The sequence below is a fragment of the Sulfodiicoccus acidiphilus genome (genome assembly GCF_003967175.1).
In the GTDB taxonomy this organism is placed as follows: Archaea; Thermoproteota; Thermoprotei_A; order Sulfolobales; family Sulfolobaceae; genus Sulfodiicoccus; species Sulfodiicoccus acidiphilus.
In genome coordinates this window covers 1,227,388-1,252,884 of sequence record NZ_AP018553.1, presented here as the reverse complement: position 1 = coordinate 1,252,884, position 25,497 = coordinate 1,227,388, and the positions used below count along the sequence as shown (strand labels likewise).

At 51.0% G+C, this 25,497-nt stretch carries 24 protein-coding genes and 1 pseudogene; 11 read left to right on the top strand and 14 right to left on the bottom strand.

The genetic code is table 11. The features are described from left to right. The first annotated feature begins 90 nt into the window (after positions 1-90). The gene (locus tag HS1genome_RS06715; protein WP_126450122.1) at positions 91-606 is read left to right on the top strand and encodes a hypothetical protein; all 516 of its coding nucleotides are present in this window, start codon (positions 91-93) and stop codon (positions 604-606) included. Next, the gene (locus tag HS1genome_RS06710; RefSeq protein ID WP_126450121.1) at positions 591-929 is read left to right on the top strand and encodes a hypothetical protein; all 339 of its coding nucleotides are present in this window, start codon (positions 591-593) and stop codon (positions 927-929) included. The genes HS1genome_RS06715 and HS1genome_RS06710 overlap by 16 nt, the downstream gene beginning before the upstream one ends. On the opposite strand, the gene HS1genome_RS06705 is transcribed toward HS1genome_RS06710, so the two are convergent. The 6 genes from HS1genome_RS06705 to HS1genome_RS06680 form a co-directional block, all read right to left on the bottom strand. Further along, positions 926-2,041, bottom strand: a complete 1,116-nt coding sequence (locus HS1genome_RS06705) for an aminotransferase class I/II-fold pyridoxal phosphate-dependent enzyme (protein ID WP_126450120.1) — start codon at positions 2,039-2,041, stop codon at positions 926-928. The two genes, HS1genome_RS06710 and HS1genome_RS06705, sit on opposite strands and share 4 nt — an antisense overlap. Further along, positions 2,025-2,933, bottom strand: a complete 909-nt coding sequence (locus tag HS1genome_RS06700; protein ID WP_229768058.1) for a homoserine kinase — start codon at positions 2,931-2,933, stop codon at positions 2,025-2,027. Before HS1genome_RS06700 ends, HS1genome_RS06705 begins: the two co-directional genes overlap by 17 nt. Before the next feature lie 50 nt (positions 2,934-2,983). Continuing rightward, positions 2,984-4,603, bottom strand: a complete 1,620-nt coding sequence (locus tag HS1genome_RS06695; protein ID WP_126450119.1) for a molybdopterin-binding protein — start codon at positions 4,601-4,603, stop codon at positions 2,984-2,986. 60 nt (positions 4,604-4,663) lie between these two features. Beyond that, positions 4,664-4,951 carry a PqqD family protein gene (locus tag HS1genome_RS06690; protein WP_126450118.1) on the bottom strand — a complete coding sequence of 96 codons (288 nt, stop codon included), beginning with the start codon at positions 4,949-4,951 and terminating at the stop codon, positions 4,664-4,666. After that, complete coding sequence (locus HS1genome_RS06685) at positions 4,948-5,379, bottom strand: OB-fold nucleic acid binding domain-containing protein (protein ID WP_126450117.1); 432 nt, start codon at positions 5,377-5,379, stop codon at positions 4,948-4,950. The genes HS1genome_RS06690 and HS1genome_RS06685 overlap by 4 nt, the downstream gene beginning before the upstream one ends. Positions 5,380-5,469: 90 nt before the next feature. Next, positions 5,470-5,721 (bottom strand): hypothetical protein, encoded by a 252-nt coding sequence (locus HS1genome_RS06680; RefSeq protein WP_162299808.1) that lies wholly within the window; start codon positions 5,719-5,721, stop codon positions 5,470-5,472. 217 nt (positions 5,722-5,938) lie between these two features. Here HS1genome_RS06680 and HS1genome_RS06675 point away from each other — a divergent pair. Then, positions 5,939-7,024 (top strand): annotated as a pseudogene (locus tag HS1genome_RS06675) (hypothetical protein); the annotation flags it as partial. 153 nt (positions 7,025-7,177) lie between these two features. Here the strand turns inward: HS1genome_RS06675 and HS1genome_RS06670 are convergent. After that, positions 7,178-7,969 carry a hypothetical protein gene (locus HS1genome_RS06670; RefSeq protein WP_232018732.1) on the bottom strand — a complete coding sequence of 264 codons (792 nt, stop codon included), beginning with the start codon at positions 7,967-7,969 and terminating at the stop codon, positions 7,178-7,180. A 76-nt stretch (positions 7,970-8,045) separates the two neighbouring features. Between HS1genome_RS06670 and HS1genome_RS06665 the strand changes: the two genes are divergently transcribed. Next, entirely contained in the window at positions 8,046-8,501 is a 456-nt protein-coding gene (locus HS1genome_RS06665; protein ID WP_126450115.1) for an Lrp/AsnC family transcriptional regulator, read from the top strand. A 145-nt stretch (positions 8,502-8,646) separates the two neighbouring features. Next, positions 8,647-9,900, top strand: coding sequence for an aspartate aminotransferase family protein (locus HS1genome_RS06660; RefSeq protein WP_126450114.1), 1,254 nt, complete (start codon positions 8,647-8,649; stop codon positions 9,898-9,900). Here the strand turns inward: HS1genome_RS06660 and HS1genome_RS06655 are convergent. Further along, positions 9,866-11,509 (bottom strand): phytoene desaturase family protein, encoded by a 1,644-nt coding sequence (locus HS1genome_RS06655; RefSeq protein WP_158613735.1) that lies wholly within the window; start codon positions 11,507-11,509, stop codon positions 9,866-9,868. The genes HS1genome_RS06660 and HS1genome_RS06655 overlap by 35 nt on opposite strands. 96 nt (positions 11,510-11,605) lie before the next feature. Between HS1genome_RS06655 and HS1genome_RS06650 the strand changes: the two genes are divergently transcribed. Together HS1genome_RS06650 and HS1genome_RS06645 are read left to right on the top strand one after the other, a co-directional pair. After that, entirely contained in the window at positions 11,606-13,198 is a 1,593-nt protein-coding gene (locus HS1genome_RS06650; RefSeq protein ID WP_126450112.1) for a cation:proton antiporter domain-containing protein, read from the top strand. 68 nt (positions 13,199-13,266) lie between these two features. Beyond that, positions 13,267-14,811, top strand: a complete 1,545-nt coding sequence (locus HS1genome_RS06645) for an amino acid permease (protein WP_126450111.1) — start codon at positions 13,267-13,269, stop codon at positions 14,809-14,811. A 17-nt stretch (positions 14,812-14,828) separates the two neighbouring features. Here HS1genome_RS06645 and HS1genome_RS06640 read toward each other — a convergent pair whose 3' ends face one another. Together HS1genome_RS06640 and HS1genome_RS06630 are read right to left on the bottom strand one after the other, a co-directional pair. Next, on the bottom strand, positions 14,829-15,800 hold the full coding sequence (locus HS1genome_RS06640) for a metallophosphoesterase family protein (RefSeq protein ID WP_126450110.1): 972 nt from the start codon (positions 15,798-15,800) through the stop codon (positions 14,829-14,831). Between the two features lie 1,092 nt (positions 15,801-16,892). After that, positions 16,893-18,176, bottom strand: a complete 1,284-nt coding sequence (locus HS1genome_RS06630) for a thermopsin family protease (RefSeq protein ID WP_126450109.1) — start codon at positions 18,174-18,176, stop codon at positions 16,893-16,895. Positions 18,177-18,220: 44 nt separating this feature from the next. Here HS1genome_RS06630 and HS1genome_RS06625 point away from each other — a divergent pair, with 44 nt between their 5' ends. The 3 genes from HS1genome_RS06625 (at position 18,221) to HS1genome_RS06615 (ending at position 20,500) form a co-directional block, all read left to right on the top strand. Next, entirely contained in the window at positions 18,221-18,589 is a 369-nt protein-coding gene (locus HS1genome_RS06625; protein WP_126450108.1) for an NfeD family protein, read from the top strand. Positions 18,590-18,865: 276 nt separating this feature from the next. Next, the gene (locus HS1genome_RS06620) at positions 18,866-20,041 is read left to right on the top strand and encodes a thiolase domain-containing protein (RefSeq protein ID WP_126450107.1); all 1,176 of its coding nucleotides are present in this window, start codon (positions 18,866-18,868) and stop codon (positions 20,039-20,041) included. 3 nt (positions 20,042-20,044) lie between these two features. Continuing rightward, positions 20,045-20,500: a Zn-ribbon domain-containing OB-fold protein gene (locus HS1genome_RS06615; protein ID WP_126450106.1), complete on the top strand. Its 456-nt coding sequence runs from the start codon at positions 20,045-20,047 to the stop codon at positions 20,498-20,500. Here HS1genome_RS06615 and gdS-2 read toward each other — a convergent pair. The 3 genes from gdS-2 to HS1genome_RS06600 are packed head-to-tail and all read right to left on the bottom strand — an operon-like array spanning position 20,497 to position 22,878. After that, the gene (gene gdS-2 / locus HS1genome_RS06610) at positions 20,497-21,336 is read right to left on the bottom strand and encodes a hexaprenyl pyrophosphate synthase (protein WP_126450105.1); all 840 of its coding nucleotides are present in this window, start codon (positions 21,334-21,336) and stop codon (positions 20,497-20,499) included. The genes HS1genome_RS06615 and gdS-2 overlap by 4 nt on opposite strands. Positions 21,337-21,373: 37 nt before the next feature. Then, the gene (locus HS1genome_RS06605) at positions 21,374-22,102 is read right to left on the bottom strand and encodes a hypothetical protein (protein WP_126450104.1); all 729 of its coding nucleotides are present in this window, start codon (positions 22,100-22,102) and stop codon (positions 21,374-21,376) included. Beyond that, positions 22,072-22,878 (bottom strand): S-methyl-5'-thioadenosine phosphorylase, encoded by an 807-nt coding sequence (locus HS1genome_RS06600; protein WP_126450103.1) that lies wholly within the window; start codon positions 22,876-22,878, stop codon positions 22,072-22,074. Before HS1genome_RS06600 ends, HS1genome_RS06605 begins: the two co-directional genes overlap by 31 nt. Positions 22,879-23,030: 152 nt before the next feature. Between HS1genome_RS06600 and HS1genome_RS06595 the strand changes: the two genes are divergently transcribed. Then, complete coding sequence (locus tag HS1genome_RS06595) at positions 23,031-24,476, top strand: MFS transporter (protein WP_126450102.1); 1,446 nt, start codon at positions 23,031-23,033, stop codon at positions 24,474-24,476. On the opposite strand, the gene HS1genome_RS06590 is transcribed toward HS1genome_RS06595, so the two are convergent. Further along, positions 24,477-25,394 carry an NAD-dependent epimerase/dehydratase family protein gene (locus HS1genome_RS06590; RefSeq protein WP_126450101.1) on the bottom strand — a complete coding sequence of 306 codons (918 nt, stop codon included), beginning with the start codon at positions 25,392-25,394 and terminating at the stop codon, positions 24,477-24,479. Between the last annotated feature and the right edge of the window lie 103 nt (positions 25,395-25,497).

The following is a 25,497-nucleotide window of genomic DNA, read 5'->3' as shown; positions in this document are numbered from 1 at the left end:
TGTGAAAGTTTAGGGAGAACGTTCGTGGAAACACCCAGTATTACAGGATGGATCACTTAAAGTGCTTTCCGAAGGGAAAAGTAAACTACAATGAGCTTAGACGTAGATTCTAGGGGCGAGACAGAGGAGCTGGAGTTGAGGACGGGAGAAGCGTTAGCACACGTTCTGGCCACGGCGTCCGTGGCTTTCGAGTTCCTTGGAGAAGATCTCGAACTGGAGGACACCGTGAGGAGGTACGTGGATCGGTGGATCGCGGAGCTCGTGCCTTTGGATTACGTAGATGGAATGGCAGAGGTCGTGGGAGAGCAACTCAATGCCAAGCCTTGGGAGGTATTTGAGAACGTGAGCGAGGATGAACTCTCATTGGCCCTCGAATACGCCGTTCAGTTCAAGAGGCGACTGAACTCTGGAGCATTGATGATAGGGGCGGAGGACCTCGAGGTGAGAGTAGAGAGGATCCTTAGATCCATGGGAGTGAAGACGGAGGAACTCTATAGGTTCGAGAACTCGACGGATCCGTCGTCCAGAACTAAAGTCCTTGTGACGGCGTTGGCCTTGGCATTTGGAATATCTTCGGTACGGGGGAGGAGTTGGGCTCAGGAATAGAAACAATGGTTGAGAAGCTCGTAGTTCCCACCGTCAAGGTAGCTTGTGGTTTCAAGGTTGAGGACAACGAACTAATAGCTCTAGTTGGCTTCGCCATGGCTCCAACTAGCAGGGAAGTGCTTACTAAGGTGTCTTTCTGGTTGTTCAAAATCAACGGAAGCGTTTTGAAGTGCGGTATTTGTGATAGAGGCCCACTGACTAGGAAGGGCCTCTTCCTTCACTTGACTCGGGTCCACCGGGAAGAGGTGAAGGCCCTCGTAAGAGACGAGTTGACTAGGGAACTGAAGAAAGTGGCTCATGCAGGAAAGGCGGATTTACTCTAGGCCTTTGACAGTGCTCTGTCCAAGTCCTCCACTAGGTCCTCTAACTCCTCTATTCCCACAGATAGCCTAAGTAGAGAATCGTCTATTCCAGCAGCCCTCCTCTCCTCAGGAGTGAGGCTCCTGTGAGTCATGGTTGCGGGGTGGGAGATCACGGAATTCACTCCACCAAGTGTCTGAGCTGGGGTTATCACCCTCACCGACCTCATGACGGCCGTCGGATCACCGTTCACCTCGAAGCTGAGGACTCCTCCACCACCACTAAGGACCCTCCTGGCCACCTGATAGTCTGGGTGACTCTTTAGCCAGGGATAGTAAACCCTTCTTACCTTCGGGTGAGACTCCAAGAATTCAGCCAGTGCCATGGCGTTCCTTTCCAGCGTTTCCATCCTAACCTTCAAGGTCTTCATTCCCCTGAGGACTAAGTATGCAGCGTGAGGGTCAAGTGAAGTACCCAAACTCCTCCTCATCTGATCCACCTGGTTCATTAGCTCTGAGCTACCGGCGGCTAAGCCAGCAATTACGTCGTTATGTCCAGCGATAAACTTAGACGCACTGTGCAGTACAACGTCTGCTCCAACTTCTAATGGCCTCTGATTGACTGGTGTGGCGAAAGTTGAGTCGACCACCAGCTTAGCGGAGGTCTCCCTGCAAGCCTTAGCTAGGGCCGGTAGGTCGATGACCCTGAGTAGTGGGTTTGTCACGCTCTCAACGAATACCAAGTCGGCACCTTCTGTAACCTTCTCGATGAGATCCTCGCTACCAGGTTCTGCCATTACTGTCTTTACGCCCCATGATCCAAGGAAGGAACTACAGAACTTGAGACTGCGTCCGAACATGTCCCTTTGTACAATCAGCTTTAGCCCGGGCCTCAGTAACGTTAGGAGGGTCGTGGATATTGCACCCATTCCTGAGGAGAACGCTACACCTGCTTCTCCACCTTCCAGCTCAGCGATCTTCCTTCCAAGTTCAAGGACTGTGGGGTTAGCTTCCCTTGAGTACCTGTACTTCTCCCCGCGCGGGAAAGCGTAGGCAGTGGTCATGTAGACCGGCGTGGTTATTGCGCCGGTATTATCGTCAACCTCCTCCCTCACTGCCCTAGTTCCGAACTTCAACCTTCACACCTTCCCCGACTTCAGTCAAATAGACCTCGGCCCTGAGGCCAGAGATCCTCCGTACGTCATCCCTTATACCGTCTACGTCAGTGGACCGATCCGCGAGAATTAGCACAGAGGGTCCTGCTCCGCTGACGCAAACTCCCACCGCGTTCCTCTCCAGAGCAGACTTCCTCACCTCCGGGTAGAACGGGAAGAGTGGCAACCTGGCCGTCTCCACTAAGTTGTCACGCATCCCCTCCCTCACGAGCTCCCTGTTCCCTGAGGAAAGTCCAACAAGAAGCGAAGTGAGCCTCCTCGTGGACTCAACGTGATCCTCCATGGAGATCTGTCTGGGGACCATCTCCCTTGCTTTCTTCGTCTTCCCCTCAAGCTTCAAGTCTGGGACGACTAGTACAAGCAAGTAATCTCTAGGCGCCGGAATTGAGACCACCTTGAGGGGCTCAACCGAGGTTACCGCAACCCATCCCCCAACCACACTAGCTGCAACATTGTCGGGATGAGGCGAACCTGAGGACGCTACCTCCCCTACCATAGCATACTTTACCAACGTATTCCTGTCTACTCCCGATCCGAGAAGCTCGTTTAGGGCGGCCACCGCGGCGGCGGCACTGGCCCCACTGCTGCCTAATCCCAGTCCAGCTGGTATCCCCTTCCTTACTCTAACTTCCACCTGAACTTTATGCCCTAGGTTCTCTAACATCTTTAAAACGGCGTAACTAGCTGTGTTGGTCAAAGGATCTCCTCCAGCTAGTTCGACCTTCAGGCTCCCCTCTCCTAGTATCCTCACCTCGACCTCGTCTCGAAACACGGAATGCGCTACAGCGAGCACGTCGAACCCAGGGCCTAGGTTAGCTGAGCTCGAGTGAGCCATCGACTTGGCGACCTTCACGGAAGGCAGTTGGAAGGTCGGTTAAAAAGAGGGACGTACCTCAATTGTGGTCACTTTATTCCTTCAAGGAATTTACGAGAGTTGTTCCTGACTACAACGTAGAGGGTTTCCTCTCCTACCTCCTCCTCCCCGGCGTGATATGTCGATGGAAGGAGGACCCTTCCCCGATTTAAGAACTTCAGCGCGATGGAGGGAGACTTGACCTTGACGTGGGCTGTTTTAGTAAGGGAACTCATTCCAACCCAGTCAACATAACCCACCTCTACACCTCTCCCACTCCAGAAGAGTGTCCTGGTCATTGAGTACTGATAGGAATCGGGCTGGCAGAGTAGAGAGCTTACTATCAGGACGTCGCCGAACCCCATCCGAAGCGCGTCGCATGCTGGCCTGGAACCAACAAGCAACTTCCTTACATTGTTGGATAAGCTCAGGGATCTCTCCTCCTCCCCCAGAACGACCGGCCTAGGATCCACCTTCAGCAGCCTCACCTCGACCACGCTTCCTGCCTCCAATCTTGTCCCCGGAGGTAGGGCCAAGTAACCATCGGACGAGGAGAGAGTGCCTATCATATGGCTGTCAAAGATTATGGGGTAGACAAACGTAGTACTGGTGGATCTGAAGGCGTAAACTGGAACGTAAGTGAACCTTCGAGGATCAGCCATTACAGGGGCAGCCAACACGGCGGTGATCGTGAGGGGCTCGTCCCAGCCACCTTGAGAAAGGTACTTGTTGACAATCCTGTCGAACACCATTACCGTAGAAGCGGGGTTACCGGGGAGGCCGAAGACGGGCTTCCCCCTTACTATCGCCATCACAGTGGGCTTTCCTGGTTTAAACCTGAGACCGTGAAACACGACTTCGCCCAAGGAAGAGAGGGCCGCGTGGACGTAGTCCCTCTCACCCGCACTGGTCCCTCCAGTGACGAGGACTAGGTCACTCCTATCCACAGCCTCAGATATGGCGTTGAGGATCTCCTCGTAATTGTCTCTTACCATGGTAGGTCCTAACACTTCGTGGCCAAGTTCCTTCAGCCTCGCAGCGAGGTACCACCCATTGGATTCATACACGTGAGCTGGGGGTAATGGCGAGCCGGGAGGTACGAGTTCGTTCCCCGTGGTTATCACTGCGACCTTTAGTCCTTCGACGACTTTGATCGTGCTTATGCCAGCTGCGGCGAGAGTAGCTATCTTCTCCGAAGTGATTTGCTCTCCCTGGCTCAGGATCGGTTCACCCTGGACTAGATCGCTCCCCATCCATGCGACGTTGAGGCCGGGACTTACCGAGGAGGTCACTTCAACAAACTCGGAGGTCTTCCTCACGTCCTCAACTTTTACAACCGCGTCGGCTCCAGGAGGAAGGGCAGATCCCGTGTCAACCTCAATACATTGGCCAGGCGGTAGAGTTACGCTAGGCTCCTCGCCTATGTTCAATTTGCCCATTAGCCTGAGCTTGCCCGGTACGTCAGAGGACCTGATAGCGTATCCGTCAACAGTGGACCTAGAGAACGGTGGAAGATCTATTGGAGATTCCACTTCCTCCGCGCTCCTCTTGCCTATTGCATCGATGATCGAAACTTCGCTTACGGGCAACTTAACAGGAAGCCTGCTTATGGCTAGCTGGACAGCTTCGGTAGGATCTATTAACTGCTCGTCGCGGAGAACTTTCCTCACGCAGTAGGTTTAGCCTCAAAAAATATATAACTTACGTGACGACTACTTACCTTTTTTGATTTAATATCCGAAGGACACCAACGAGGCGTTGGCGAGCTCGGATATCACCATTACCACTGGATCCCTCACTTGGTCTTGGGAGAGCTCGGCCTCACTGCTTATCTTGGTAATTATCTCGTCTACCGTGCTATTACCATCGCACAGACTCCACACATAGTACGCTATCGGGGCTACCTCGTAAACCTTGTCCTCCTCCACCTTAATGACGTAGTTCTCTCCATCCTCACTCCTGTCCACGAGCTCCCCAACCTGTCGGGGCTTGACATCCTTTATCTCTTCGTAGTTCACTCCTCCTCGCCCCTACCGCCTCTCGAGAATCTGCGGCCTCCGCCTCCGAACCTTCTGTTCCGCTGAGGAGGCCTGTAATCCTCGGGGGCGGTGGGCATATCCTCCGGTATCTCGGAGGCCTCTGGCGCCTCGTTATCGCCTGCCTCCGTTATCTTGGTTCGGCTACCTGCGTTAACTTGGATCTGGCCTCTAAAGGCCGTAGTCCAAGCGTTCTCGATTCTCACTACCTGCCCTTCCTTTATACTCCCCGCATGGTTTCCCCACAGGGTCACCTTGACCCTGCCCGTTTCGTCACCTATTACGGCCTCGCTTAGAGTCCTAGGGCCGTTCTTCGTGTTTATTACCCTTTGCTCCCCGGCTTCAAGAACCCTACCCTTCACGGCTATGTTCTCCATGCCGGGTTTTAGATTACTTACTTTTTCCTCCATTCGAATCTAGCTCACGTATTTTTAGATCGCTTTTCATCCTCTAGGTTATAAATCTTCCTCCTCCCGTATACTGAACAACTCAGAAGGACCTCAGTTCAGTCTCCACACACCTAGGAAAGGGTCTCCATAGACCTCCATTAAGGTCGAGTTCACTGGAGGTTTGGTTTTGTAGGGGTCGGACTTTCTTAGGGTTTCATGATATTTCATATCAACCCTCGTCCTCATTCCCCTTGTTTTCCTCCCCGTGCCGTCTACGGGAGCGGTAGTCAAACCACTCCCTTCGAGGACACAGGGAGTTTCATTGGGTGCCTTCCTCCACCTCACATTGCTCATCGACTTCATTGTGGCACCCTCTAATTTAATGTTAGCATGAAAGTTTATAAATTTTAATGTTTTTAACATTCTTATGGAGCAAATAGTTTTCAGGTCTACCGTCTCAAGTTACGGTACAGATAAGTACGGGAATAAAAGGACGGTATAACAATACCCTCGAAACTTAGGGATAGGGGAGAGAAATTATACGGCAAGGAGGTGATAGTGATTGCCATCCTACCAGACGATGAGGAGTAAGTTGATCGCTTCTAAGGAAGCAATTGATAACTTCCAATTCGTAACTATAAACGGTGAGGCAATTTTTAACGAAAAGGAGAGGGTTGTTAGGATCGCTAGAGCTTACTCGCAAGTCGTTAAGAGCGCTATTAGACCTTTGTTTGACGGGAAGGGCATCGAGGAGTTGACTAAGGAGTTTTACGACGTTTTACCGAATTACGTTTACCTTGAAACAGCTTTAAAGCAAGCTAAGACAATTATTAACGTTCTGCTGGATAGGGAGGACGAGAAAGGTGAGATAATCCATGTAAGGGTAAGGAAGTTCTGGTTTGCCAGTAGGGGGAATAAAAGTGATGAGGGTAATAGGAACATTAAATTCCACGTTTTGGAGGATCACGTTGAAGTTAGGGTTAAAGACCCTTGGGGTAAGTGGGTTCGTGGGAACGCATATTTCGGTGAGGAGCATTTACCCTTGCTTCGTGAGTTGGAGGAGTTATCCCAAAGGAAGGAGGAGGGTTACGGTGCTGTCGTTAGTTTTAAGGAAAAACCGATGATCCACCTTCAAGTACCACTTTGGTTGTACTTGAAGCATCTCTCTTCACCAAAACTTGCAGGTTATGGTTCGGTTGCCGGTTTTGATTTAAACAGTGATAGGCTGAACGTTGTTGTCGTTAATAAGGACGGTACTGTCGTTACTACTAAGACTTTTTGGTATCCAGATGTTACCAGACCAGGTTTTCCTAAGGAGAAGGCTAAAGCTTTAAGATCGAACGCTTTAAGTGATACCCTGGAGTTCATCTCAAGGATTGGTGTTGATTACGTTGTTTTTGAGGATTTATTCCTAGTGAAGAAGAGGGAGTTTACTAAGAGTAGGAGTGGTGATAGGAAAATTTCGCGTTTTGCTAAAAAGCAGTTACTAATTCATGGTGTTATTAAATCGTTGAGGTTAGGCTTTAACGTTGTGTTAGTTAACCCTAAGGGTACTACCAACTCTGAAGAGCATGATAAGGTGATGAGGGAGAAGGGATTTGATAGACATACAGCCTCAGCTTACTTAATAGCATTGAGAGGGCTAGAACTGTCAAATGACATCAAACGATATGAACTTTATGGCTTATCGGAAACTGCTGACAACGGCAGTGAAGGACATTTTCCCGAAATACAAAGCCCACTCTCCATTGACAACCTCACGGAGTTACGTGTGGAGAAAACGAATCATGTTTATAAGCTAAACCCTTAGGCGTGTTCACTATGACGGCTTGAACTCGGCTACCTCCTCAGGTTCCTCGTACCACTTGGTTCTCCTTCCCACCTTAGCTCTAAGCTTCCACTTCACAGTCTTGGGAGATCCCTCCAAGGACTTTAACAACGAGTCTGCTCGAGATATCAAGAGCTCACCGTCCTGAACTGATTTAAACACAGAAATGAGTGTGTTGAGGTTATCAGTTACAGTGGTGTAGAAACCCCAGTCGTCGCTGAGCAGTCTAATAATGTAGTTCACGTCGAAGGTGGAGTAACTGTCTGAGGTCCCAGGCTCAAGGTCGTGAAGAAGAGCCATTACATCCTTTACGTCGTTTGGAGTCATTTTCACTATTTGCAACTTAGTTAGAAGCAGGTCGGAAGGCGCAACAGTGTAATCCATAATCTTGAGTCTTGGCTTCAAGGAAAGTTTGTGGCACATTACGAACTCGTCAAGGAACACATCCACCGTTGCCTCAAGGGAGGGGTCGTAGAACATGAGCCTAGTTCCTCCCCTTAATGCGTTGAACCTCCTGTTGGGAATCATACCTAGAGATTCGAGGAACTTTGAGAGTCTCCCGCTCTCGCTGGACAGTCCGAAGTAGTCAGCGTCTTTGTAGCTCCTTGGATAAAGGTTTACGCCCCGAGGGGCCAACATAGCTACTGCAGCTCCCCCTATTACTCTAATGGTCAGTCCCTCTACTCTAGCCCGGTCTATCACGTCCCTTACTCTACCCAGTAACACATCCCTCTCTACAGGCACTGGAGAAATCCTGCACGCGATGTTATATTTGTAGGCCATATCACACAGGAAACGTATTAGAAGGTATTTCCAGAACAGTTAAGGTTTATTTGTTAGTTGGTGTCCAATTGATCACGTGGAGCTAGACGAACTAGATCTAAGAATATTGAAGGCTGTTCAAGAAGACGCCAAATATCCCCTGGATAGACTAGCGCAAGCGCTGAGGACTCCAAAGTCGACGATCTCCTACAGGTTGAGGCGACTGGAGAGAATTGGAGTAATTAGGGGTTACCACGCCTCGATCAATCCTGCCTCCCTCGACCTAGACTACATAGTAGTGACTCTTGTCAGGACAAAGTACGGTAAGAACTACCATAACGAGTTAGGGAGTAGGATAGCCCAAATCCCAGGTGTCTGGGGAGTTTACTTCGTACTGGGCGACATAGACTTCATAGTAATGGCAAGGTATAAAAATAGGGAAGAGTTCATGGACAAGTACTTGGAGAGAATAATGTCCATGCCAGAAATAGAGAGGTCCAGCACCCAGGTGGTGGTTAACGTGATTAAGGAATCGCCCCACCTTGTACTATAAGCGAAGCGAGTCGTTCAAGGTTTTTTACTCGTCCAAATCAACCCCTTCTTGTGTCATTCGAGGACGGAAGCGTAAAAGACGCTCCAAAGATAGTAGTTCCTCCCCCGGGCCCAAGTCTAAAGAAATCCTCGGACTTCAGGAGGAAATGGAGACCACTGCTCTGAATTATCCGAAGTACTTCAGGATCGCCATAAAGGAGGCGAAGGGATCAACGATCGTCGATGTAGACGGCAACGTCTTCTTAGACTGGGTGGCAGGGATAGCCGTAATGAACTTGGGTCACAACAACCCGCTTGTGAGGAGGGCCGTGGAGAGGCAATTGGACTCTGTCTGGCACGCGCTAGAGGTTCCTACGGAAGTCAGGGTGGAGTTCCTGAAGAAGTTCAAGGAGACACTTTCATTCGATCCTAAGGTGCTCTTCACTACAACTGGTGCTGACGCTTGTGAGGCGGCCGTGAAGGTAGCCCGATGGAAGACTAGAAGGAGGAAAGTTATAGCCTTCGAGGGGGCGTATCATGGGATAACGGCGGGGACTTTAGGCCTCACTTTCGAGAGCGAGTACAAGAGGTTCACTCAATTTTATGACGATATGGTAGTGAGAGTCCCCTACCCTTATACTTTCAGATGTGATCATCAGGACTGCCTGAACCACACCTTGGAGGCCGTAGCCGAGGCCGTCCGTTTGAACATCGACGATGTTGCGGCTATAATGGTGGAGCCGATCCTAGGAGAAGGGGGCTACGTCGTACCTCCAGAGGGTTTTCTACGGGGGCTTAGGGAGATCGCGGACAGGTGGGACTTAGTGATGATAGTTGACGAAGTTCAGACCGGTGTGGGCAGAACTGGAAAGGTCTGGGCACATCAGTGGGAGAACATAACTCCTGACATCATGTGTGCGTCGAAGGCCATAGGATCTGGAATACCCATGTCCCTTGTGGCTTACAGGAAGGATCTAGTAGAGCTACCTAGGGCCTTTCATTTAGGAACCTACAGGGGCAACCCCCTAGGCCTCGCAGCAGGTAAAGCGGTGTTGGATGGATTAACGGAGGAGCTCCTCGAGAGAGTCAGAACGGTCGGAGAGAGACTAAGGACTAGGTTCCAGGAGATAAATGAGGAGGTAGCGGACGGAAAAATGGATGTTAGAGGAAAGGGATTCATGATTGGCTTCGAGCTCGTTAGAGACGAGAAGAGGCCGTGGCCGGAGGGAACAGTTGCAATGATAGGGGCGCTCCTGAAGAGGGGCGTACTGATGTACAAGTGCGGAATTCATAGTAACGTACTGAGGTTCATGGCTCCTCTCACCACCCCTGAAGGGTTGCTGGATAGAGGGCTAGATGCCTTTGCTTCTGCCCTGAGAGAGGTCCTCAGCGAGTCAGGCCCAAGTCCCGCAACACCGTGAAGGCGGCATTGTGACCTGGGGCTCCAGTCACTCCCCCTCCAGGGTGAGTTGCAGAGCCACACAAGTACAACCCATTTATGGGCGTCCTGTAGCTACTCCAACCTATAACAGGTCTAAATGAGAACATCTGATCAGGCGTTATTTCGGCGTGAAATATGTTCCCTTTGGGGAGCATAAACTCCCTCTCCAAGTCGAGAGGTGTTAGGACATCCCTCTGGAGGAGTGAGCCCCTGAAGTTGGGGGCGAAGTTGGAGAGGGCGTCTATAACAGCGTCAGCAGCCTGATCTCTGAGGGAGTCCCAGTCTCCCTCCTTCAAATCATATGGGAAGTATAGGGCGAAAATGGAAATCGTGTGTTTCCCTGGAGGGGCCATAGTTGGATCGTGAACTGAGTGGTGAACCACTCTAAGTACAGGCTCCCTAGAGAACCTTCCGTACTTAGCGTCGTCGAAAGCTCTTTCAGCATAGTCCTCCGAAGGTCCTATGCTAGTTATTCCCCTGTGCTGAGGTCCGACACCCTTCCCTGGCAAGGCTTTGTAGTCTGGCAGTTCTGAGATGGCCGCGTTAAACTTGAGTACACATCCTTGGTCCTTGAGTCTATCGACAGCCCTGACATAGTCTTGGTCCACTTTGTCCCTCCCGATCAGCTTGATAGTGTGCTTAGGCGAGGCGTTAGACAGCACCACAGATGCTTCAAAGGTCCTACCATCTCCGAGTCTAACACCTCTAACCTTTCCGTCAGAGACTAGTATTTCCTCAACCTCTACTCCTAGGTACACTTGAGCACCGAGTGACCGTGCTCTCTTAGTTAATGCCCAACTCAGTCCACCCATACCTCCCTTCAGGTAACCCCAGCTGCTTGCTCTCCCAGTGGACTCACCCATCATGTGGTGTGCAAGGACATAAGCGCTTCCAGGGGTCCTCGGACCTACCATTGTTCCTATCAGGCCTCGAGGAACGAATGCCGCCTTAACCTCCTCCGTCTCGAAGTACTCTGAGAGGAAGTCATGAACGCTGGCGAACATGAGAGTCCTAGTCACCTCGACAGCCTCCCTAGGGTTGTCGAAGTGGGAAGCGAAGGCCCTCACTGCCTTCGACATATCTAGGAGACTCCCCAACTGTTTGACGGCCCTTATGGGATCGGAAATCGCGTCAGAAAGGGTAACTAGCTGAGTTAAGTCGGGAGGAGGAGAGAGCATGAGATCGTTTAGGGCGGAACCCACTTTTCTCCAGTATGCTTCGAACTTCAAGTAAGCTTCGGCGTCCTTAACACTGAAATTGGAGATCTCCTTCACCGTCTTGCGTGGATCGCTCCAGATCGTCAGGTACCTTCCATCTTCGAAAGGAACGAATAGTTCGACATCAGACTCCACCACCTCTAGACCACTCTCTTTGAGCTTGAGATCTTCAACTATCTTAGGTGAGAAAAGGCTGTAAGAGTAGGAGAGCCTACTAACCTTGTATCCTGGCCATAATTCCTCGGTTACTGCAGCTCCTCCAGGCACGCTCCGCCTCTCCACAACTGCCACCTTCAGTCCAGCTTTAGCTAAGTAACACGCTGCCACCAGCCCGTTGTGACCAGCACCTATAACTACGGCGTCGTATTTCACTTCCATAGCTGTGTTTGTCCAAATCTAAAAGCCTTGGGAACGCTACTGTTGACCGCCAGACAAGTGTTCATATATCCCTAGAATTGAACCTATTCGATGGAGAGTCCTGAGGTCCTCGGTCTTCTCTATTTAGGTCTGTTGCTCGTAGTGGTCAAGGTAATGGAGGACGTCTTCTCCAGGTTGAAACTACCTCCGCTAGTCGGGGCGGTGTTAGGAGGGATAATACTAGGCAAGTCTGTCCTCGGGTTAGTACGAAATACACCATACATAGCACTATTCGTGGACCTGGGTGTGATACTTTTGTTATTCATTTCAGGAGCCGAGGAGTTCGACGTGAATGGAATAAGGGAGAGCGTAACTAACGTTAGGATCTACCTACTTGGAGCTTCCTTAGACTGGGCAGGCTCTTCCATAGCTTTGCTGGTCGCCCTCTACTACCTACTAGGAGTGAGGGGAACCGAGCTGCTTTTTTCTGCGTTCGTGCTTGGGATGAGTAGCGTCGCTCCCCTTTCTAGGGCTCTGAAGGACCTGGGAGTATCCAAGACAGGAACCGCTGTGAGAACGTTCGTTTTTACTCTGTTGGTGGAGATATTGGGATTGGTAGCGTCATCTATCGCTCTCCAGATCTCCCTGGGCGATAGGCCGTTAATTGTGATAGCACAGGTGGGGGTCCTGATGGGCGGACTCTATGTCGTCAGGAACTATATACCCAAGGCAATGATCTATGTGGAGAAGTTCGTAGGCAGTAGGGAAGCTGTACTAGCCCTTTTACTAGCTATGGTATTCCTCCTGGGTTACGCGGGCCAGATAGCGGGTTTCAACGATGCAATAGTGGCCTTGTTTGTCGGTTTCACCCTCTCAGAGTATGTGGGAGAGAGACCGCAGTTGCTAGAGAGATTACGGGGGGTGACTTATGGGCTCTTCGAGCCTCTCTTCTTTGGAGGTCTCGGACTCTCCATTAGCCTTGAGTTGGTGGCGAACTTCGTTCTTCCTTTGTTAGAATTGATAGCTGTGATATTGATAAGCAAGCTGTGCCTAGGATACTTGACTTCCTTAATGAGAGGCGCGAAGAACCCTTTCTTCGCAGCCGTAGGCTCCACATTCAAGGGAGGAGTAGATGGTGCCCTCCTCCTAGCTGGCCTCGAGGCCAGTGTAGTGAGCCCTAGGGTCTATTCTATTGCGTTAATCTCCATTTTAGCAATCGTATTGATCTGTCCTTCTCTCCTGAAGACGAGGGTCTCTACAGTGAAGGACCAGATTACACTATCCCAGGGTAGAAGCCTGTTGCTCCCTTACGTCAAGTGGTTCTCAAGGAACGTCACTGCTGAGGAGGTGAGTAGGACATTACCAAACGTTATTCTCAGAGCACAGGAACCCCTAGAGTTAGCTACCAGAAGGATGATGGAACTGAGGATCTTGGGGGCGGTGGTTACTGATGAACGCGGAAGTCCAATTGGGGTAGTTTTGCTCAACGACGTGATCAACATGAGCCCAGAGAGGAGGGCTAGATTGACTGTTGGTGACGTCATGAATAGGGACGTCCCAGTGGTCGAGAGTTGGGAAGCGGCGTGGGAAGTGATAGAGATAATGAGGAAGAGAGATATACCATTAGTTGCTGTAGTTGACGAGGAAGGTAGAGCAGTGGGTACGGTCTCTGAGAGGGAATTACTGCTCTACATAACGTCTTAAATCATGTTGGACAGCATACAAAAGGAACAGTGGAAACATAAATAAACGGTTCAATACGGGAGAGTGTAGTGTCGTCTGAGAAAAGGAACGTATTCCTAAGAGAATCCTCTGGGTTAGTCAGGGAATTCAGCCTAGCTGACGCTATATGGTTCAACATCGCTTTAGTTGGACTTCTCTTTTCCACATATTACGTCAGCTCCACGGCACCTCTAGTGGGGGGAAACCCGCTCGTGGGTCTGATCCTACCGCTGGTAGGGTTCTTCCTTGCTGGGTTCGTTTTCTCTCACATCTCCTCCAAAGTACCTAGGACCGCAGCAGATTACGTTTACGTGAGCAGGAACCTCCATCCCGCGTTAGGGTTTGTGGGAAACGCAGGGTACTTCGTGGCCACTGTTCCTCTCTTCATGGGGATCACTGGGATCACGCTCCAAACCTTCGGACTGATTCCCTTGTTAGATCTCCTAGGGTTCTACACCAACAACCCGTCCCTCATCTCACTAGCAACAACAATATCAAACAACCCATACTACATAATGGCAATTGGTGCTGTGGAGATCATCGCTTTAGGTCTCCTTCCCGTGGCTGGAAACAGAGCGTACAGGGCAGTTCAGAGGGTGATAATACCCCTAGTTCTCCTAACCGTAGTTTTGATGATAGGAGTGGAGGCGGCAATCCCTCATGCTCAGGCTATAAGTGAACTTAACAAGTTCATGACCTTCTACCACTCCTCCGTAGCTTCGGTGGAGAGCTCTAAGATTTCTGTTCCTCCCTATAACAGCCTCTTGGCCACGCTTGCCCTTAACCCAGTTTACGTGGTCGGGCTCTCGTACATAATTAGCACCGTGTACATAGCTGGGGAGGTCAAGAACGCCAGAAAGACAATGCCCCTAAGCATATTAGGTACTTTGGTAGCTATGGCGGCCATCTTCAGCGTCGCCACTGTTCTAGAGTACGTGCAGTGGGGATACGTTTTCACCTCTAAACTCCTGCAGCTCTCCGTAGCGGGACAGCTTCCAATTCCAACACCTTATCTAGACCTATTAGAAGGGATAGCGAGTGGAACCCCAGCCCTGGGCGTCCTATTTGCGGTGGTGAGTATTCTACAGCTACTAATGTATTTGGCAAGCGCCTCGTTCGTAGGGAGCAGGCTACTCCTCTCCTATTCCATGGATAGAATAGTACCAGATAGCCTAGGAGAAGTCAACGAGAAGTATCACGTTCCAGTTAAAGCGACCTTGGCCTCCATGATAGCGGGCCTCCTCGGTCTCTTAGTCTTCACCTTGCCCGTGACTTCAGCAGTGGCTTTCCTCCTCTCCAGCGTTGCTGTAGCCATCCTCCTCTTGTTCCCTCTAACGGTGGTGTCAGCCGCGGTCTTGGCCAAGGAATCCTCGCCTTGGGTTAAGGCTGCAGCTGCCGTCTCAATACCTTATCTCCTCTACACATTTTACCAATACCTCACAGTGCCAGCCATAGGAGCCGACAGCACAGTGGGATATGCTATAATGGCAGGAACCATAATAATACTGTTCGCGATCTTTTACATCGCTAAGCTAATACGGAGGAGACAAGGCATAAACTTCGATCTCATATTCAAAGAGATACCTCCAGAATGAGAAATTGTTTTTGTTTATTATCCTATGAATAGTTGTACCCCTTTCACCTTCCCTCCTTCGAAGGTGATTAGAGCGCCCTGCAGCATGCCAGCAGAGTACTGGCTACCTGGGTTGAGGATGATCGTGCTGCCAAGCTTCCCCGTTCCCCGCGACTCGTGTATGTGTCCATGAATTCCGAGCGCGGGCGACGTTTCCTCTATTATCCGTCTTACTGCTTTGGAACCAACGTGAGTCATGACAATCTCTCCGCCCCTCACCACTACTCGGAGGTCGCTGGTGAGCTGTGGCGCGTTGTCCAAAAGCGTTTCGTAGGGAGGAGCATGGAAGTTGTATATTGCCCTAGCTGGTTCCCTTATCTTATTTACGATCGCCTTCAACTCCGAATAGAGTCTTTCCTCATCCATCTCTCGTGGGGTGTTCCACGGAGTGGGATTCACGTAGCCGAAGCTAACCATCTCGTGTCCCGCTACCTCTACGACCTTACCCTCGGATGGTTCCATTATTTCCGATTCCTTCAACACATCAAAGAGGTATTCGGGATCGTCATTACCTAAGTTAACGTAAAAAGGGATCCTCCTTTCCTTCGTCTTCTGTTCCGCTATGACGAACCAGTCCCTGAGGACTTGAGTCATGGCCTCCCTGAATGCGTCCTTAACTCTGGCGGGATTCTCATTAAGTTCCTGAAAACCCTTCCTATCGACAATCACATGGTAGTCCCCCTTTTTCCTGAGCTCCTTAACGTACCTCTGCATTTCCTCCCTTCCGACAACTTTACCATCAACCTCATACTTTCCCTCTCCTAGATCTACTATTGGTACTAGCGCCTTGCCAGCTAGGTCGCCACCTATTATCATGATGTCCGCACCATACATCTGCGAAGCGTTCAGAAACTTTCTGAAAGTGGTCTCTGAACCATGAATGTCGGATGCGTAGAGAACCTTGATCTTACCACTCCTTTCGTCAGTTTCCCCCTTCCTGAAAAGCCTCATACTACTTAAGCTCCCGGCCCATCTAAAAAACGTTTTCAAGTGACCGCGAACTACCACGCCTTCACGGCCCTGGTGTCCTCAACTCGCGACGAAGCCTGCTTCTATGGACAATCTCGATCCCCCTTCGCTTGTAGCGGAGGTCCGGTGTAACAATCCTTCGACACCTTCTATGGAAGAGAGGTTGCGAGGTTCACCTTCCACCTGGTTCCCCCAGTCCCGATGGTACGATCCGACTCCTACGGCCTAGGTCTGAAATATTGTTTTCAACTGACTTTCTCACCGCCCTGGAAGGGCGATGGTTCCCTCCCAAAGGGATCGTCGTTCCCACCATCGGTTCGGGTTTACATCCCTCGTTTGGTGGGCAGTCGAGTGGATCAGAGGTCCACTCCCATTTGAAGAGGAGGGGACTTTCATCGCAAAGCTCTAGTCCCTTAAGAGAGAAGAGAGACGATGGTTGCTCCTCCCACAGTCCCGTTAAGCCCTCGATCGAGCTGGGGAGGAGCGTCGTTAGTACCACTAAGAGAAATTTTAACAAAGAAGTATAAATACAAGGGGGCTATCCGTCCCCGCCGTGAAAGGCGAGGCTTTCCGCCCCCTCAACCCCAATTTTTGTAACTTAGGAAAGTGTTCCTATAAGGGGGCCATCCGTTCCCTCAACCCCAAAGGATGTTATACTCAGCTATCTTGAACGCCAGTGGCAGTAGCTTCGCTCGGGCCGTAAAGTTACAAAGCAACGAAAGTCTTGCCCTTTAGGGCAGAGGTGATAATTCAAATATTAAGGATAACAAATTTGTTTTAAAAGTAATCCAAATGACTGTGAGAACGACAAACCGCTTAGAAGGGAACCCTCGAAGAAGAGAGGAAATTAGATATTTAAATATTAAAATAAAGATATAAACAACAAATGAGCGTTATTGTCAAGACGAGATTAGGTGTACGGCTCTCCATGTCTTTCTGTAACGCTTCAACGGATGAGGTCGCCTTATCTAGCAGGAGAACCAAGAGGAGCGAAGCTCAGAGACCGTAGTGGTGCCGAAGGAAAGAGGATCCAAAAACGAGTTAGTGAGGTCCTACAAGCCCAAATCCTATGATTTACTCGTGTCTCTCCTTCAAAACTACAGCGAGGACGACACCGACAGCCAACGCGCCAACATAGAGAGCTAGGAGCTCCGTCGGAGAGTAGTTAGTAGTCTGCTCGTACTTAAATCCACGAAAGAAGGACTTCAAGGCGTGGTTGTAGTTGTAACTTTTCAGGAAGGACGTAAGGCTCTGATATCCGTGAGTCAACGAGTGAAAGAAAGACGACAATCCAGGGGAAGAGACGGAAAATGTAGGAGCCAAGGTGTAGTTACCTGGAAACACTGTTACGAATAGACTGCTGTTAACTTGATTGAAGACGGCAACCCCCTGAGGTGAAGTGTATTCTTCATACTCAACCTTGGGACCGGTGATAGTTATCGTCTCCAGCTCTACCTCCTGATAAGGCAAGGGCCTTCCATTCAAGCTCAAGGCAACCAAGGCAGTATTAGAAGAGTAGTTGAGGATCATGGTAGGTGGAACTGGCCACAGCACTTCCTGGTCATCGGGTCCAGCCGTCTGCGATACAGAAGGAGAAAACAGTTCAGTCAAATTGGCGACCTCGTATACTCCTTCCACGGCCTCGGCCGTGTCGAATCCTGTGGAGAACGCCACTGGCGGCTCAACAAGTCTTCCGCCCGTCCAATAGTAGAGGGTCTCTGTGGCTGAAATCGACATCTGTGCGACGCTTCCGCCTCCTGGGCCTCCCCACACGAACTCCAGATCGTTGGGCACGCCTACTACGGATAACCCACCAACAGTGAAGTTACCGATCGTCGGTAGCTCAAAGAAAACGTGTCGAGCTCCGGCGTAGATGTAACCGAACTTCAGGCCTCCAGAGGAGTTCATGAACAATGAGATGTTGAAGGGAGTGCTCACAGTGAAGGTGGGCCCAACGTAGCAGAGGACCCCTAACCCTTGGTAGGTCGATTTATTTCCAGGGAAGGAAACTGGCCCAGAAAAGTTCCAGAAGTTGACCACCATTGTTACCTCAAAGGAGTTGGGAGAGACCTCGTGGAAGAGCGCAACGTCCTGTGCCCAGAACCTGCCTTCCATTACTGCGTTTAGCTGGAGGGAGGCGTTTCCAGAACCTATGTAGGAGCCGGAGGGTAATACGTCCTGCCCGATGGAGAGGGAATCGACTTTCACTACACCTATTACATATGGAGTGCTTGTGACTGACGTTAACGAAAACGTTGAGATACCCATTGGGAAGGCCTGCACAGTTTGAGCTGTTGCGAAAAACGCAGCCACCGGAGTTAACAATAGCGATAGTAGAAAGAGGGCTGTATAGTTCAACTCGATTAAAGAAGCTTTAAAGCCCAGATAATAAAAATGATCCTATGGCTCTTCACGCTGTGATACCGATAATAATAATAGCGGTAGTCGTAGGACTCCTCATTGTTACGGGTTTCATATCTGACCCTGTAGTGGACGTGCCGTCTTTCGTCATACTGGGGTTCGTTACGTATAGACTAGTGAGGACCTTAGTAAAAACCAGGGGAATCAATCCGTACAAATACGAGGGACTTAGGGGGAAAGCTACAGAGGACATAAAGAGAGGAACTGAGGGTTACATATGGCTCAACGGAGAGTTGTGGAAGGCCGTTCCTGACTCAGACATTAAGAAAGGAGATGAGGTCACTGTGGTGAGGAAAGAGGGCCTTACACTTTACGTTAAGAAAGTAGAGAAGGAGAACCTTCAAAACTGAGCTCGGGGTAGTCCGTACTTCGATTTCAGTTATTCGGCTCTCTGGAACCGTTCTGTGAACGATAAGGTCGTGGATAATTCGCCTTCTGCGGGCGCGAACCTCTGTCTTAGAATGCGAAACCAGCTCTTCCAGTCTTAAGTTGACTAATTTATTCTTTTATTTCTAGAATAAAATCCTTCCACAAATAGAGACTATCCGTCACCTCGTTCTCGAGGAACCTATGCTCTCAACCCCAATTTAAGATAAAACTAATAGCCACTCAACAGAGGAAGTACTATGGAAAGGAAGGTCGCTGTCGTTGGTTACGGGCTTACTAAGTTCGGGAGAAGAACCGACGCTTCGTTGGAGGAGTTAGCGTGGGAGGCAGGGCATGAAGCCATAGGCTCAGCAGGCTTGGAGAGAAGGGACGTGAGGGGACTTGTGGTCTCCAACGTAGGAATGTGGAGTTCAGAGGAGTTACCTGCTGTAGTAAGTGGAGAGGCCTTAGGTGTGAGCAACGTGCCGACTCTGAGGGTAGAAGCTGCCTGTGCGAGCGGAAGCTCCGCCATTCACACTGCCTACTCGATGATAGCGTCAGGAAGAGCTGACGTAGTACTGGCCTTAGGAGTGGAGAAGATGCACGAGGTCGACACCGAGACCGCTGTGGAGCTGATAGGGAGGGCCGGCAATTACAAGTGGGAGTACGAGTTCTTCGGTCTAACGTTCCCAGGCTACTACGCTCTCCACCAGACTGCCTACATGAAGAAGTACGATGCTAGGGAGGAGGACTTTGCCCTAGTGTCGGTGAAGAACCACGGTTACGCACAATACAACCCGTACGCTCAGTTCAGGAACCCGGTTACTGTAGAGGAGGTGATGAGGAGCAAGTACGTCGCGTGGCCAGTGAAGCTTCTGGACTCGTCGCCTATCACAGACGGCGCTGCAGCCGTAGTCCTAGCGTCAGCGAATGTTGCCAAGAGGCTCACCGACACCCCCGTCTGGGTCACTGGACTCGGCGCTGCGAACGGTACATCAAACCTGAGCAGGAGGAAGAGTTTCACCTCCCTGGAGGCGTCTGTCGAGGCCGCTAGACAGGCCTACTCATCCGCTGGAATAGACCATTCTTCCCCGTGGAGACAACTAGACGTTGCCACCGTTCACGACTGCTTCACCGTTGCTGAAGTAATGGCCTACGAGGACCTGAACTTCGCTGCGAGGGGTGAAGGGATTAAGCTCCTTAGGGATGGCCAGACGCAAGTTGGGGGAAGGATACCCGTTAATCTTGACGGGGGCCTTAAGGCGAAAGGACACCCGATAGGAGCAACAGGTGTAGCTATGGCGGTGGAGGCAACAAAGCAGCTCCTCAGGAAGGCTGAAAAGGGTAGACAGGCTGACATCAGAAACGGAAGGGCGCTCACCCACAACGTGGGAGGAACTGGTCACTACGCCTACGTGACCATCTACGAGGTGTGAGGCGTGGATTACTTAGTTAGAGATAAGAGGAGCGGAGATCTCCTACTGAAGGACCTCAGGGAACTCAGACTCAAGTACGAGGTTCCAGTGGGCAGATTAGGGAGGTTCTTCGAGGGGCTCGAACAGGGCAAGGTTCTCGCGACTAGGTGTAGGGAGTGCGGGGCTAAGTACTTCCCTCCTCAGGCTTGGTGTAGCGAGTGCGGAGCAGGAGAGCTAGAGTGGTTCGAGCCAGATCCCTATGGAGAGCTTCTGACGTACACTATAGTGAACGTGAAACCGAAGTCCTTTGCGGCATTTCAGGACTACGTCGTAGGTGTGGCGGAGCTCTCTAAAGACGAGCTTAAGGTATTGGCCTGGGTCGTGGGCGATAAGGGGAAGCTAAGGGTGGGAGCAAAGGTTAAGTTGACCCCGATGAAGAGGGACGAAGGACTTTTCTACGCACTGCACCTCTACGACTAAATCTCACTTAACATTGCCGCCATCAAAAGGTCGGGGAGACCTCTAATTAACTGGTGGTACCTAGCTGGGAAGTGTATACGGTTTATCTCCTGCTCATAGGATTCCTTGAGTTTGGCCACAGTTTGGTTCACGATCTCCTCTGGGTTGCCGTCAGTATATTGGTAAAGGTAGAGAGCACTGCCCTCCAACTCCTTTATCTGGCCCCTCCTATATCTCACGAAGTCTACGTAATCGTCCACGAGCTGGTAGATGGAACCTAGTTGGCTTCCCGTTGTCATCATCTCGTCCACTAGCTCCTCCCTCCTAGAGGAGTAGGCGGCCAAGACCATGGAGAGCTTGAAAAGACTTGCGGTCTTTAGCTCAATCACCTTAAAGTAGTCCTCGGCCCTACCGTAGAGGTCCTTCAGCGCCCCCTCGGCGGTGTCAAGCCACAACTTCAGACTGGTACTGAGGGCGTCCGGACCGTAGGACTCTATGTACCTCAAGGCCAAGGGAACGAGATAGTTACTGAGTAGAATGACCCTCCTGTTGCCGAACACGACCCAGGCCGATTTGTCTCCTCTCCTCTCTAGGTCCCCGTCCACTATGTCGTCTAAGGCCAAGGAGGCCGCGTGCAGCACTTCCACCGCCAACGCCCCCTTTGAGCTCTGTTCCTCTGTCGCCCCAAGTGCCTCTGAGAAGAGCATCATAAGCACCCCACGAAGTCTCTTTCCGTCCTTTAGTATGTACCTCGTCAGGTCCACATGCTCCCACTCCCTGTTTCTATTCAGGAACTCCTCCACCAGCCTGTCTATGACTTTCCTCCTGGACAACCAGTAGTCCTGTATCGTACTCAAACTCTAACACCCACTCCGCTACGAGCACTCATCCTCCCTACCGTTTATTAAGTTTTGGAAGTTTTAGCGCAACAATGGCAGCGTAGACTGGTGCGAGGATCGGGTCGACGTCAAGAAGGAGCGGGTAGTAGTACTGTCCTCTGAGGGAGAGCTCTTTCTTGGCTAAGTGAGAGTCCACTCCAGTATAGATGAGTACGGAGCCTCGAGGGGGAAGATCTCCCATTTCCAAGGTCTCCAGTCCAGAATACCTAGCCACAGTCCGCCTGGCGGGCCTGAGAACAGGCGACAAAACCACCGCGGAGGGCGCTGGAATGGTAGCGACCTTAGACTCCCCCCACGAGTCCAAGTCCTCCAAGTGCTGAACCTCTTCCAGCAGTCTCTTGGCTCTGTAGCCGTCCTGTCCAGAGAGAAACAACTGAGTTAGAGAGAGGGAGAGCGACACGTCGCAGAGTCCCCCCAGTTCCTTGGTACAACTCAGGATCTCGTGATCCTCCCTCATGGCGTTCATGGACCCTTTTACCTCTGGGTCGTCGCCCCTGAGGAGGATAAGGATCGGGCCATCAACCTCAACGTAAGGTAGAACGGAGAAAAGGAACTCGAAGAGCTCGAGGACTAGCAGCCTGTACCCCGCGGTTGCGGCGGCCCGCGCTGCGACAAAGGCCGGGAGTTCCATCTCTTGGGAGAAGACTATAGTCCTAGGCTTCCTCACTCCAAGGTTCCCGACCCGCAAGGAGCTCAGATCGTGGAATTCTTGAGGGAGGCGCAACAACCACACCTCTCTGGCTCAGGCGGTAGCTCACGTACTAGGACCCTGAGGATCTCCTTAGCCTTCTGGGTGTTGTCCTTCATCACGTTCTCTACCTGCTCTACTGTGACGGGTTTCTCGGCGAAGACGTCGTAATCCGTTATTCCAGCTAGGGAAGCGTAACATAGGCCCGCCTCACAAGCCAGATTCACTTCTGGAACCAATGTCATTCCCACTAAGTCGGCCTTGAATACTTCTCTCCAGACCCTGCTCTCAGCCCTAGTGGAGAATCTGGGTCCCTCAATGCACAGATACGTCCCTTTTTCTCTAATCTGTAGTTTCATTGCCTTTCCAGCTTCTATGAGGAGTTGCCTAAGGTGTTCACAGAACGGGTCAGCCATGGAAACGTGAGCCACTACCGGCCCGTCGAAGAACGTATAGCTCCTTCCCTTGGTCATGTCGATGAACTGATCTGGAACAACAAAGTCACCAGGCCTGTAATCTTCCCTAAGACTACCAACTGCTGAGACCGAGACAACCCATTTTGCACCTAACTGGTGGAGAGCCCATACGTTGGCCCTATAGTTTATCCTGTGGGGAGGTACCCTGTGGCCCCTACCGTGGCGCGGAATGAACGCAACTTTCACCCCCTCCACTTCCCCCACGGTGATCATGTCGCTCGGCTCACCATAGGGAGTATAGACTTTGATTTCTTTGGTCCTACTAAGGAAGTCTGGGTCGTAAAAGCCCGAACCACCTATTATTCCTAGCCTCACCCTCTCCTCTGGAACTATCACGGTTTACACTCCACGAACTGGGAAATAAGTTAGCAGAGGAAGTTGAACACGACTGAACTTAAGTTTGGTGGTCGACCTAAGTGTCCTTGTCCTAAATTAGATTAGGCATCACATCGATCTGTTTTTAATTTAGGGTAAGGTAGGATGGACCTATGAACAGGACCAACTTGGTTCTACTAGTTGTCCTTCTCGGGACCATGATGAGTGCTATTGACACAACAATAGTAATTCTAGCCTTACCTACCATAGTCCAGTCCTTGCACTCCAACCTTTTCACTATTATCTGGGTTATATTGCTCTACATTCTGATCGTCGCCGTAATGACAACGCAACTAGGAAGACTAGGTGACTCCTACGGCCGGTCTAGAATATACAACTTGGGCTTCCTAGTGTTCACGGTAGGCTCAGCGATGTGTGGAGCGGCCCCCACCGACATTTTTCTCATAGCGTCGAGAGGCCTCCAGGCGGTGGGAGCATCAATGATGCAAGCTAATGGTGGCGCGATCATAGCGGATCATTACCCCCCAAACATGAGGGGAAGGGCCTACGGCTACACCTCCATAGGGTGGAACGTAGGAGCTATATTGGGGATAGTGCTGGGAGGGATAATAACTACTTTCGTAGGGTGGAGGTACATTTTCTACATAAACGTGCCCATCGGGATCGCCGCGGTAGTAATGGGTCTAAGGATATTGCAGGACAAGGAAAGGATCAAGAGGAGAGTGGATGTAGGGGGAGTAGTCCTCTTGGCGACCTCCTTGGCCCTCATCTCCTACGGGGCCTCGGACATTGCTGGAGAGGGAGTAACTCTCTTGAACTCCTCGTTTACTGGAATTGGCGTCGCCTTACTTTTCCCGTTCGCATTGCTAGAGCTCAGGGTACCCAACCCAACCATTGACTTTAGGGCCTTCAAGAACAGAGTGTTGACAAGCTCCCTCCTCGCATCGTTCATGCAGAGTACAGGATACCTCGCCACGGCGTTTATCCTTATAATGTATTTACAGGGAGTGAGGGGCCTCTCCCCCTTTTCGGCTTCCCTCCTTCTAGTGCCTGGCTATGTGCTTGCAAGTTTAGTAGCTCCTTGGACGGGGAGACTCGCGGACAGAATAGGGGCTAGGATTCCGGCTACCATCGGAATACTGCTCATGATGGTAGCGGCGTTCATCTACAGTACACTAACTATTAACACATCATATGCAACTATCGTTCTGGCCACAGTGGTAGGTGGAGTGGGCTCCTCACTCTTCTACCCCGCCAACAACAGCGCCGTGATGGCCAATGCCAGCCGCGGGTTTTACGGGGGAGTATCGGGTATATTGAGAACCTTATCTAACATGGGCACTCTGCTCAGCTACGTACTGGCCATAACAGTGGCGTCCCTAGCGATACCGCGGGCAGTAGCTTTCGAGGTGTTCTTAGGTACCAGCAACTTAGTCGGCGGAATAGGAGTGAAATTTCTGGCCGGAGTGCACGCTGCCTTTCTGATATCGATTGGAATACTCGCAGTGGGAGCTGTGTTATCTGCAGTGAGGGGTAAGGAGAACAGACAGGCAGAGCCTAGCCAGTCTCAGGTAGTACCTCAAAGCCTCAACAAATAGTCAGGTAGGAATCAGAATCCCCTCTGCATCTAACTGCCTGAGGAACCTGGCGTTCTCCTCTAGTTCCTCACTTCTGAACCTAAGGTCCCCCACCAACCTCCTCATCGATTCGCAGGAGAACCTAACTCCAGAGTACCTTAGGAGGGACCTTATCTCACGAGGGAGGAAGATCTTCGCGACCTCGGTCGGAAAGGGTAACGAGAAGTACTTAACGTTCAGCCCAGAGGCGAAGGCTGAGAAGAAGTCGTTTATGGATACGGGCTCGCACTCAGTGGCGTACATGTAGGATCTCTGGGGCCTCGACTCCGCAATGATCTCTATTGCTCTCCCTATGTAAGTGACTGAGACTGGCATATAGCTTATCGACAGCCTAGGGACCAACCCTCTCTTAACCAGCTTGTACATGGTGACGAACTGTATGTGGGCAGAGTTAGTACCATAAACTAAGGTGGGTCTCAACACTACGGAGTTAGGATTCTCCCTAAGGACCTCACTCTCGCCTTCAAGTTTCGTTCTCTCGAATGAGGTGGACGGACTGAGACCTACCCCATGGGTCTCTTCCTCCCTAACCACACGCTCCGTCTGTCCCAAGGTGGCACCACTCAGATGGACGAAAGTCTTCCCTCGCGTCATCCTGGCCAAAGTTCGCGGAACTTCCACATTGGCGATTCTCAAAGAGCTCTCCTCACCACTCACCTCCCCCACGAAGTTCACTACCACGTCTGACTTCTCGACGAGGGGAGCCAACTCAAGCGGGTCTGCTCTAAGTACATTCGCCTTGCCCACCAGCTTCTGGACGTACTTCGACTTCACCGGATTTAGGGACCTATACGTTATTGTGACGTTATGTCTCCTAGACAAGTGCTCAGCAACTCCCGAAGATATAAATCCGAGGCCCACGAGCAGAAACTCCGTCACGAGAGCGAATACCTCCCTTGAGATAAAAAGAGAAGTTCAGAACAGAGTGTTGTTTCCCCTCGATCTCTCATACTTCCAGTCCTCACTCTGGGGCCGATTTCCT

Bases quoted from the DNA above. Each gene is read 5' to 3' on its own strand.
- HS1genome_RS06640 (WP_126450110.1), bottom strand. From the start codon at position 15,800: ATGAGGCTTTTCAGGAAGGGGGAAACTGACGAAAGGAGTGGTAAGATC.
- HS1genome_RS06670 (WP_232018732.1), bottom strand. From the start codon at position 7,969: ATGGCCTACAAATATAACATCGCGTGCAGGATTTCTCCAGTGCCTGTA.
- HS1genome_RS06715 (WP_126450122.1), top strand. From the start codon at position 91: ATGAGCTTAGACGTAGATTCTAGGGGCGAGACAGAGGAGCTGGAGTTG.
- HS1genome_RS06650 (WP_126450112.1), top strand. From the start codon at position 11,606: ATGGAGAGTCCTGAGGTCCTCGGTCTTCTCTATTTAGGTCTGTTGCTC.
- HS1genome_RS06685 (WP_126450117.1), bottom strand. From the start codon at position 5,379: ATGGAGGAAAAAGTAAGTAATCTAAAACCCGGCATGGAGAACATAGCC.
- HS1genome_RS06660 (WP_126450114.1), top strand. From the start codon at position 8,647: ATGGAGACCACTGCTCTGAATTATCCGAAGTACTTCAGGATCGCCATA.
- HS1genome_RS06680 (WP_162299808.1), bottom strand. From the start codon at position 5,721: ATGAAGTCGATGAGCAATGTGAGGTGGAGGAAGGCACCCAATGAAACT.
- HS1genome_RS06620 (WP_126450107.1), top strand. From the start codon at position 18,866: ATGGAAAGGAAGGTCGCTGTCGTTGGTTACGGGCTTACTAAGTTCGGG.
- HS1genome_RS06595 (WP_126450102.1), top strand. From the start codon at position 23,031: ATGAACAGGACCAACTTGGTTCTACTAGTTGTCCTTCTCGGGACCATG.
- HS1genome_RS06625 (WP_126450108.1), top strand. From the start codon at position 18,221: ATGGCTCTTCACGCTGTGATACCGATAATAATAATAGCGGTAGTCGTA.